Here is a 9,410-nt window from a genome sequence, read left to right as displayed (position 1 = left end):
GAAAGATATAAGAATAGTCTCAAATTCCAGAAAGTGATAGGTTTTTAATGGTTTCAATGCTTATTCCTTGCACCTAATTCACTTTTTTACCCCGGAAACTCTTAATATATCTAGGTTTTCGGTTTATTCAGCAAGCCCTATTTATACTGTTAAATTCGAGGGTGTTATCTACTTACTACATTCCTTTCAAAAGAAATCAAAACATGGTAGGTATTGCTACACAGTTAAAAAAAGATTGAAAATCGCTCTGATATTGAAAGTCAAGCGATCGCTCTTTAGATAATAGGATAATTTTGGGCGATTACTTCGCAGTTTGCGATTCCTACGGAGCGCTTCCCCCCACCAATTTTAGACAAACTGACAACCGACAAAAAGTATGATACAATTAGTAGTTCTCTGTTCTCTAAAATGGTGCTGGGTGAAGAACGTAGAGACAAAACTCAGCACACCTACACACTCAGCACTAAAGAACTCTAGTTTATGGCATTGCCAATTGTTGCAATTATCGGTCGCCCCAATGTGGGGAAATCTACCTTTGTGAATCGTCTTGCCGGAGATCAAACGGCGATAGTCCACGATGAACCAGGGGTAACACGCGATCGCACTTACCGTCCAGCTTTTTGGAATGATCGGGAATTTGTCGTAGTGGATACAGGTGGCTTGGTTTTTAACGATGACACCGAATTTCTCCCCTTGATTCGCCAACAGGCTTTAACAGCGCTCGCAGAAGCCTCTGCTGCTATTTTCGTAGTAGATGGGCAAGCTGGTCTGATGCCCGCAGATGAAGAAATTTCCGAATGGTTACGTCAACAACCAGTTCCCGTATTACTGGCTGTGAATAAATGTGAATCTCCAGACCAAGGGGTGATTCAAGCCGCTGAATTTTGGGAATTAGGACTAGGTGAACCTTTCCCCATTTCCGCTATTCATGGTGGTGGGACAGGGGAAATCCTGGATGAGTTAATGAAGCATATTCCTTATACGGTAGAAGTAGAGGAAAATACAGAAATTAAAGTTGCCATTATTGGTAGACCAAATGTAGGCAAATCCAGCTTACTCAATGCTTTTGTCGGTGAAAATAGAGCTATTGTCAGTCCTATATCGGGAACAACAAGAGATACAATTGATACAGTAGTTGAACGAGGTGGGCAAACTTATAGGTTAATTGATACTGCTGGTATTCGCAAAAAGAAACATATAGAATACGGAACGGAATTTTTCAGTATTAACCGTGCGTTTAAAGCTATTCGTCGTTCTGATGTGGTTTTATTAGTGATTGATGCTTTAGATGGTGTCACTGAACAAGATCAAAAATTAGCAGGGCGCGTTTTAGAAGAAGGTCGCGCTTGTGTTGTGGTTGTGAATAAATGGGATGCTGTTGAAAAAGATTCTTACACCATCTATGACCATGAAAAAGAATTAGAATCACGCTTACATTTTACCGAATGGGCAGATACTATTTTTGTGAGCGCGAATACGGGACTCCGGGTAGAAAAGATTTTAGAATTGGTCAATCAAGCGGCTGAGGCACACAAACGCCGTGTGAGTACATCAGTAATCAATGAAGTTCTGGAAGATGCTATCAGTTGGCATTCACCACCGACTTCACGGGGCGGTCGTCAGGGTAAGATATACTATGGTACTCAAGTCAGCAGTCAGCCGCCTTCTATTGCGCTGTTTGTTAATGACAATACCCGCTTTAATGACAATTATCGCCGTTACATTGAACGCCAATTCCGTAAACAGCTTGGCTTTCAAGGTACACCGATTCGGTTATTTTGGCGCAGTAAGAAAGTTCGAGAAATGGAAATTGGCGGACCAAATCGTGCTACTCGTGTAAAATAGGAAACTGTTGTCAGTTAAATCTTGCGCCAGACGACTGGAAGTCACGGCTACACAGGCAAAACCCGCCTACGCGGGTTGAATATACTGACAACTGACAACTGACAACTGACAAAAACATGGATTTATTGCGATCGCTCCCCCTCGGACTTTACTTAGAAGAACCACAAACTTGGTTACATAAACTCGACCCGCGAGTTAAATTATTTTGGTTACTTAGCTTTCTCAGTAGCTATATTATCGCTAATAACTATTGGCGGGTATTACTAGTATTACTGCTAATTACGTTTACTTTATTTGCCAAAATTCCTCTGCGAGTATGGCGACAACAAATGGGCTGGTTATTGGTACTATCATTCATGGTATTGATTATTGGCGCGATTAGTCCTGATGGATTAGGTGTGAGTTATCAGTCCCGCTTACCCGCAAATGAACAAATTCTCACTCAACCAATAACTGATAAAAAGACCCAAGTTACCCCAGTCATAGCAGATAGCAATAAAAAATATAGCTATGTGTTATTTCAGAAAGGATTTGTGAAAATAAATCGCCGTTCTTTGGATTTAGCAATTAGCTTGAGTACAATAGTTTTTACATTAATCTACAGCACTAATTTATATTTACTCACAACCGCACCAGAAGAAATTACTTCGGGTATGGAAAGTTTAATGCAGCCTTTGAGAAGGTTCAATATTCCAGTTACAGAAATTACCCTGACTTTAACTTTATCCTTGCGGTTTATCCCCCTAGTTTTAGAAGAAATCCAAAACCTAGTGCGTTCGGTGATGACTAGGGCCATTAATTGGAAGAAGCTAGGATTAAAAGGAGGAGCAAAAGTTTGGTTAATTGTCACCGAGAGATTATTAGAGAATCTGCTTTTAAGGGCAGAACAAATGGCAAATGCGATGATGGTAAGGGGTTTTACTAGTCCTAACGAACATCGAGTTAAATGGCAAGAGTTAAAATTAAAAATGGGTGATTGGTTAGCGATCGCCACTTTAATGGTATTTTGGGTAATCAGAATAGCCTTTGGTGCTGATAGCGCAGCGTGACTTAAAATTCACCATCTCATCTTTTGCCCAATTTCCAATCTTCACCACCAGGTAACTGAATTAACAGTTTGACAATCGCTTTTGGTAACTCTTTGACTGAATATAGATGAGTCAATTCCAAAAATTTACCTGCGACAGAAATTACCTCGTTTCTGTTGACCATTCCCACCAATTCAAATTCATTATGAATTCCTCCCAATACTTCCAAACTTGCATCAGCTATAGCTAATTCTATTTCCTCTTGTAACCAATTGTCCCATTCATCTTGATTGATATAATAGGATTTTTTATTTTCTTTAAGATTAATATCTTGAATTTCTAGTAATGAATTGCGAATAGAAGCAGTCCAAGAATTAGTTAATCTTTGTTCTATTTGATTTTTAATCAAATGAATTAATAACACCTTTAAAAAAGATTTAATTTGACGTAAAATAGCTTTTTTACTCATGCCCTCTAATTCATCTACAATAGCCAAAGCATCAGTGTAACGTCCTTGTACAATACTATTTTTGAGGTCTGTTAATTCCTGTGTCATATTTTCTTACCTCAAGACAATTCACTTATACAGAGAAAAATTCAGAGTTTTGCTGTATTGCATACCGCCATATCTATATTAGATAATTATATGCGATCGCTCATAGTTTAGGAACGCAAATTTAATAACCTGTAATTCTGATTTAATGTGGAATGGTGCGTTACGCTGTCGCTAACATACCCTACTTTTTTACTCATGGTATGTCTATTAAACCTATAAATTGTGTTTTGAAATCCAGGTTTGAAGCTTGCACCTGTGCGCCCTGATACCATCCACATCTGCAAATTGTTCTCTATCTTGGGCTACCTCGCAGGGTAAATATAGCTTGGGGATGGTGTGATTGGCAAGAGGCGATTGCAATTCTGATGCTAAAGAATTTCTCCAACGGCTAATTTGAGATTTTTTTAGATTTCATAATTAGCGATCGCTTTCAAGATAAACAAAGTATATCTCAATTGCGGACATTTGTGGTTAACATCAGTTTGGATACTATTTGATAGTTCGTTTATATAGTTTATAAGCACCATAAGGTAAACCACCACCTAGTGAGTTTCTATCAAGAAATCCTCTTGAAACTTTATTATTTGGGTTATCAACAATTATTTTATAAAATTCCAAGCCTGCTTTTGTGATAACTTCAGGCTCATTATTACTATATGTATCAATTCCCCGACTTGCGTAATCTTCTGGAACTATAGCATAATCTACTTTCTGTAGAAAGGTTTCAAATAATTTATCATTCCATTGAGTTCCATCATGTTTAATAGGACGAAACATTTGCCATTTTAATGAACGACCTACATAGTAAAATTGTAATGTTGAATCATAAACTTTTTTATCTGCACCTAAACCAATTTCCTGAATTGCCGCATTTAATAATATCTGATGATCTCTACTTGCGTGTTGCGTTAACGATAAAATTGGACGAGATATTAATGAAATACCAATACTCCATACTAACAAAATACACAAAACAACAATTTGAATATATTTAATATTTATATAATTTTTCCATTTGATGTTAAATTGAGAAATTAAAATCAGACTATAAGGCAAAAGATATAATACTCTAAAAGGATAGGGATTTGTTATCATTGCAATGGCAGTAGCAAATAGTGTTGGATAGACCCATATTGTAGGTTTTTGAGCTATCAAGATAAATAAAGTAGTCAAAAACAAAAATGGACTAATCTGAAAACTGTAAACAAAAGATTTAATTTCGAGTAATCTCGATAACCGATCTAAAGTATTTCCAGTTCCCCCAGATGCAATAAAGATATTACTAAAACCGCTAATAACATCTTGCCAAATAGGAATCATTAATAAAATTGCTGTTGCAAGTCCTGCACTAATAAAAACAATAGTTGCTATAAAACACTTATTCAAATTAGTATTAATTACATAAAGTTGTCGATTTAAAAGATATAATTGAACTAAGACTAAAGGATACACCATAATAACTGAAGGCCAGACAAAAAAAGCTATGCTAGAAAGCATTCCTGCGAATCCAATTTTCATCAATTTGTTTCGCCAGGAACTAAGCTCAGATTTAAGAGTTATATCACTTAAAATCCAACAACTAGCTAAACATAATCCTAACACCCAACAATCAACACGACCAGAACGATAGCTAAAAACAAATATAGGATCTAGGAGGAAAATAATACCCAAGACAAAGGCAAATATTTTAGAATTTTTGAGAGACAAAAACCAACCCACTGAAGTTGTAGCAGCAAATAAACCACCAATTAGGCAAGCTAATCTTGGTCCAACCATGGAAAAATTGCTCAACCTTAAAGCTAATTCTTGTAAAATTGCACCTAAATAAAACAGAGGAAAGAAAGGTTTTCCTTCCTTAATTGACCAAATGGTTGACCATTGCGTGTTTGGTTCTAGAACGATTCTGCCATATTCGATAATGTAGGCTTCATCAGGGTAAACAATAGGAGATATAGTCAGAGTTAAGGAGTGTATTATAAAAACTACTAGTAATATTAAACTCCAAATAGTCCAAAATCTACGATTAAGTATAGATTGAACATCAAGTAATGTTTTGTTAAAATTTAATAACATCTTAACTAACCTCCAAAAAAATTAAAAAACCTATCAATGAGTTTACAGTTCAACGGCATAAGTTATTAGAAACTCTGGTAAGCCTTGATACTAATTTACAGTTCGTTTATAAAGTGCAAATTGATAACCTGGCATAGCACCACCTAATTTAACACCCATAAAACTAGCACGCTTTTTACTCCATCCATCTGATACCAGAATGAACATTCCTTGATTCAATGTTTGTGGGGGAGTTGAAAGATGACCTTTCTGAGGCAATACAATATATATTATTTTTTTTGAGAACTTTCTTTCGTAGTTAGTTAATAAAGAATCTGAATCTTGACCAATAATTGAGCTTTCAGCAGTAACAAAAGAGTCGCCTGCTTTTCCAAAAACGATAAAACAGGGGTTATTCATCCAATCAAAAGCAATAGAATCACCATTTTGGTTTGATTTGCTAATCATTTCACGTAGATTTGATGCCGTTTTTTCAAATGAAACACCATGTTGCCAATAAAGTATGAATAATAAAATTAACCTGATGAAAACAGCAGAATACAAAACAGAAAACATAATACTGGCGCTACTAATCAATTTCTTTTGAATTTTGCTTATATTAATTATCCACTCCTGATTTTTGCCAACTGTCATCAGGAGGAGTAAAGGAAATAAGCCGACATATCCATATACTTGGACTTTTTGCAAAAGATAATAGCCCAAAATAAACCATATAGTGAACACTATAAATAGCTTTCTCTGCCAAAGAGTTCTAAAAACCAAGAAAACAATTGCAATAACCAAAAAATTCCAAGCTGGAGTAGATAGAGAAAACCCATTGGATGTTAATCTCCACCAATCTATGGGAATAATGCTACCATTACCAACTAGAAAAACATTATGTATCCAATCTAAAGTTGAAAATGAACAAAAAACTTGAATTATACTAATAATAGTGCCAGTAGATATCAATCCAACTAATAACAATTCCCTCAATAATTTTTGTTTGTAATGTAAAGATACCCAAAATAGTATTCCCATTCCATAAATTATGCCTACAAGGGGGGAGAGAATAAATAAAAGACCTAAAGTTATGTATGTGAAATAACGAGAATATTTACGAGTAATACTGTATTCTCTTGCTAACATAGGAAGTGAGGTAAGCAAGGGTGCTAAATGCTCTGGTCTTCCTTGCAAATATAAGCATATTGCACCTGATGTAATACCAAAAATTGTCGCAATGAGAACACCCCAAGCAGAATTTTTTGTCTCGATTGTCCGGTAAAACAAAAATGTGTAGACTGTAAATGTTAAAGCGTTTGTAATAGCAATCCAAAAAAATAATTTTTCGTAGGTAGTGCTTTTAAGTAATAAACCAAAAATTATCGGATACAGTACCCCATGAAATGAATACTCATTTGAATCTCTAGCAACTAATGCAGGAGTATAAGCATCAAATAGCCACCCATTACCCACGGCAAGATTTAAAATCGGCGTTGCGTATAAGCTACTATCATGATGTAAGCCTGGCCATTTCAATAAGCCAAATATCACAAATAAAAAAATACAAGAAACAATTATTAAATAACTCACAAAACGGATCAAATTTATAGTTTGATGAAAAAACAAGATTTTTTTGTTCATGAGCTTTATAACTGTACATTGTATGGTTTAATCGTGAATTTAGGGGATTGCATTTTCAAAGTCAAAGAAATATTTTTAGGTTTTTAGAAAAAATACCTATCAATAGCCATGACAACAGTTTCAATCTGTGAAAGTCCCAACTCTGGAAATAGAGGTAAACGCAACAGACAATCAGAAACATGATTAGTATTATTCATATCACCATGAACCCGTCCATAATGCTGTCCAGCGGGAGAACTATGTAAAGGTACATAATGAAATACAGAACTCATACCCTGTTCTTTGAGATAGCTTATCAGACTGGTACGGATTTGTAAACTATTTAAGAGGATATAGTACATATGTCCATTATGCTGACAAGTCGGCGGAATAATAGGACGGCGTAATTTACCACTTTTTTCGAGGGGTTCTAGAAGTTGATGGTAATAGTCCCACACTTGCAGGCGGGCTGCTATAATCTTCTCTGCTTCCTCTAATTGAGCATAGAGAAAAGCCGCAATTAATTCTCCGGGCAAATAACTAGATCCTTGGTTGATCCAAGTATATTTATCTACCCCCCCCCTAAAGAATTTACTGCGATTAGTGCCTTTTTCCCGAATTATTTCCGCTTGTTCTGTAAACCGGGAATTGTTGATAATTAAAGCACCACCCTCACCCGCAATAATATTTTTGGTTTCATGAAAACTGAAGCAACCTAAGTCTCCAAAACTACCAAGGGGTTGACCTTTGTAGGATGCCATAAGTGCTTGAGCAGCATCTTCAATTAACAGCAGGTGATGTTTTTGGGCAATGTTTTGTAAAGTATCCATTTCACAGCCCACCCCGGCATAATGAACGGGAACAATGGCACGAGTACGGTCCCTAATTGCCGCTTCTACGAGGGTTTCGTCTAAGTTTAGGGTATCGGGTCGGATATCAACAAATACGGGAACTGCTCCCCTGAGAACAAAAGCGTTAGCTGTGGAAACGAAAGTATAACTGGGCATAATCACTTCGTCACCTGGTTCTAAATCGGCTAAAATGGCCGACATTTCCAGGGCTGCTGTACAGGAGTGGGTGAGTAAGGCTTTGTGGCAATTGGTTTGCGCTTCTAGCCATTGATGGCATTTTTTGGTATAGTTTCCGTCCCCAGCCAATTGTCCAGCGTGGTGAGCTTGGCTAATATACCAAAGCTCTTTACCTGTCATATAGGGTTTATTGAAAGGGATTTTATTCATGGGTTTTAATTTTTGGCAGGTTATTTTAAATTGCGAAGTTAAAACTTAATAAGTTAGGTGGAGTTTTATATAGTTTAACTTAATCATGCAAATTGTCTAACCAATTTCGTAGATCTTCCACAGTAGCGAAATCAAATATTGCTTCTGCGAGTACTTCAATTACCTCTAGATTTAAACTTTTAATCCGGGTTTCTAATTCCATATCAATATTTCCTACTTTCCTCTTGATTTGACGGACAATTAAATCTTTTTCCTTGGTAATTGCTTCTTGACGACCTTGCTGAATACCTCGTTCAATACCTTGTTCAATTCCTTGTTCAATCCCTTGTTCCATCCAACTAGTAACTATCTGCATAACTTCCTCCTTTTCCGTTGGTATTAATGAACCTATTTCTGCTGCAAATTTCTCTTCTTCTATTTTATTCAGTCGCAAATATGTATCAATAAGTCCTGATATCAATTGCATTTTTGCCGGATTTAATTTTAAAGTTACTAACAACCTTAAACACTCTGCTTTCACCTTTGGTCTATCCGCTGGTGCTATATTCATTTTCGACATTAAAGCAGATGCAACTGGATTTTTACGATTTAAAAAGTCTCTCCAATTTAGCTGATTTAGTTGGATGACTTGATAATTAAATTTTAGCACTTCCAAATCAGGAAAGTTGATTTGATAGTTATTTGTGGCTAAGGTTTTGGGAGAAGAATATGAAAAAATGACTATGGGATAAATTGGTAAGTCAAATTTTTCGTGTAATCTGGAAAAATAACGGAACATTCTTTGATTAAATTTCGATTTTGCTCCTGATTCGGCTTCAATGTGAACGAGAAAGTAAGAAGGTTCACCGAGAAATTTGACTTTGGCTATTAAGTCGGTTTCATATTTGTCTCCTGCGGTAACATCTGTAAATATTTCTTTGTCTAATAATGAGACTGAGTTGATATCTATGTATTTAAGAACTTCGGGAAAGAAGAGTTCTATAAATTCTATGAAAAATGTGGATATCAATTCTTTAAATAAACGGTCATGGTCTATTCTTTCACTCATGTTTTTGTCACATAAATTCT

At 36.0% G+C, this 9,410-nt stretch carries 7 protein-coding genes; 2 read left to right on the top strand and 5 right to left on the bottom strand.

Annotation, left to right across the window (positions count from 1 at the left end):
• Positions 1-480: 480 nt before the first annotated feature.
• Together der and PN471_RS03905 are read left to right on the top strand one after the other, a co-directional pair.
• On the top strand, positions 481-1,845 hold the full coding sequence (der, locus tag PN471_RS03910; RefSeq protein ID WP_271775741.1) for a ribosome biogenesis GTPase Der: 1,365 nt from the start codon (positions 481-483) through the stop codon (positions 1,843-1,845).
• A 116-nt stretch (positions 1,846-1,961) separates the two neighbouring features.
• The gene (locus tag PN471_RS03905; protein WP_271775740.1) at positions 1,962-2,894 is read left to right on the top strand and encodes an energy-coupling factor transporter transmembrane component T family protein; all 933 of its coding nucleotides are present in this window, start codon (positions 1,962-1,964) and stop codon (positions 2,892-2,894) included.
• A 16-nt stretch (positions 2,895-2,910) separates the two neighbouring features.
• On the opposite strand, the gene PN471_RS03900 is transcribed toward PN471_RS03905, so the two are convergent.
• The 5 genes from PN471_RS03900 to PN471_RS03880 form a co-directional block, all read right to left on the bottom strand.
• Positions 2,911-3,429: a DUF29 family protein gene (locus tag PN471_RS03900; protein WP_271775739.1), complete on the bottom strand. Its 519-nt coding sequence runs from the start codon at positions 3,427-3,429 to the stop codon at positions 2,911-2,913.
• Positions 3,430-3,918: 489 nt separating this feature from the next.
• Positions 3,919-5,502 (bottom strand): hypothetical protein, encoded by a 1,584-nt coding sequence (locus tag PN471_RS03895; protein WP_271775738.1) that lies wholly within the window; start codon positions 5,500-5,502, stop codon positions 3,919-3,921.
• Positions 5,503-5,592: 90 nt separating this feature from the next.
• Entirely contained in the window at positions 5,593-7,125 is a 1,533-nt protein-coding gene (locus PN471_RS03890) for a hypothetical protein (RefSeq protein WP_271775737.1), read from the bottom strand.
• Between the two features lie 83 nt (positions 7,126-7,208).
• Positions 7,209-8,342, bottom strand: a complete 1,134-nt coding sequence (rffA, locus tag PN471_RS03885) for a dTDP-4-amino-4,6-dideoxygalactose transaminase (RefSeq protein ID WP_271775736.1) — start codon at positions 8,340-8,342, stop codon at positions 7,209-7,211.
• 79 nt (positions 8,343-8,421) lie between these two features.
• Positions 8,422-9,390 carry a DUF4351 domain-containing protein gene (locus PN471_RS03880; protein ID WP_271775742.1) on the bottom strand — a complete coding sequence of 323 codons (969 nt, stop codon included), beginning with the start codon at positions 9,388-9,390 and terminating at the stop codon, positions 8,422-8,424.
• Positions 9,391-9,410: the final 20 nt, after the last annotated feature.

The organism is Aphanizomenon sp. CS-733/32, from assembly GCF_028330045.1.
Taxonomy (GTDB): domain Bacteria; phylum Cyanobacteriota; class Cyanobacteriia; order Cyanobacteriales; family Nostocaceae; genus Dolichospermum; species Dolichospermum gracile.
Note: the sequence above shows the minus strand (reverse complement) of the source record. Positions and strands in the feature narration are given on the sequence as shown.

What these genes read in the sequence shown, in the direction of transcription:
- PN471_RS03900 (WP_271775739.1), bottom strand. Translation starts at nt 3,429, where the DNA reads ATGACACAGGAATTAACAGACCTCAAAAATAGTATTGTACAAGGACGT.
- PN471_RS03880 (WP_271775742.1), bottom strand. Translation starts at nt 9,390, where the DNA reads ATGAGTGAAAGAATAGACCATGACCGTTTATTTAAAGAATTGATATCC.
- PN471_RS03890 (WP_271775737.1), bottom strand. Translation starts at nt 7,125, where the DNA reads ATGAACAAAAAAATCTTGTTTTTTCATCAAACTATAAATTTGATCCGT.
- rffA (WP_271775736.1), bottom strand. Translation starts at nt 8,342, where the DNA reads ATGAATAAAATCCCTTTCAATAAACCCTATATGACAGGTAAAGAGCTT.
- PN471_RS03895 (WP_271775738.1), bottom strand. Translation starts at nt 5,502, where the DNA reads ATGTTATTAAATTTTAACAAAACATTACTTGATGTTCAATCTATACTT.
- der (WP_271775741.1), top strand. Translation starts at nt 481, where the DNA reads ATGGCATTGCCAATTGTTGCAATTATCGGTCGCCCCAATGTGGGGAAA.
- PN471_RS03905 (WP_271775740.1), top strand. Translation starts at nt 1,962, where the DNA reads ATGGATTTATTGCGATCGCTCCCCCTCGGACTTTACTTAGAAGAACCA.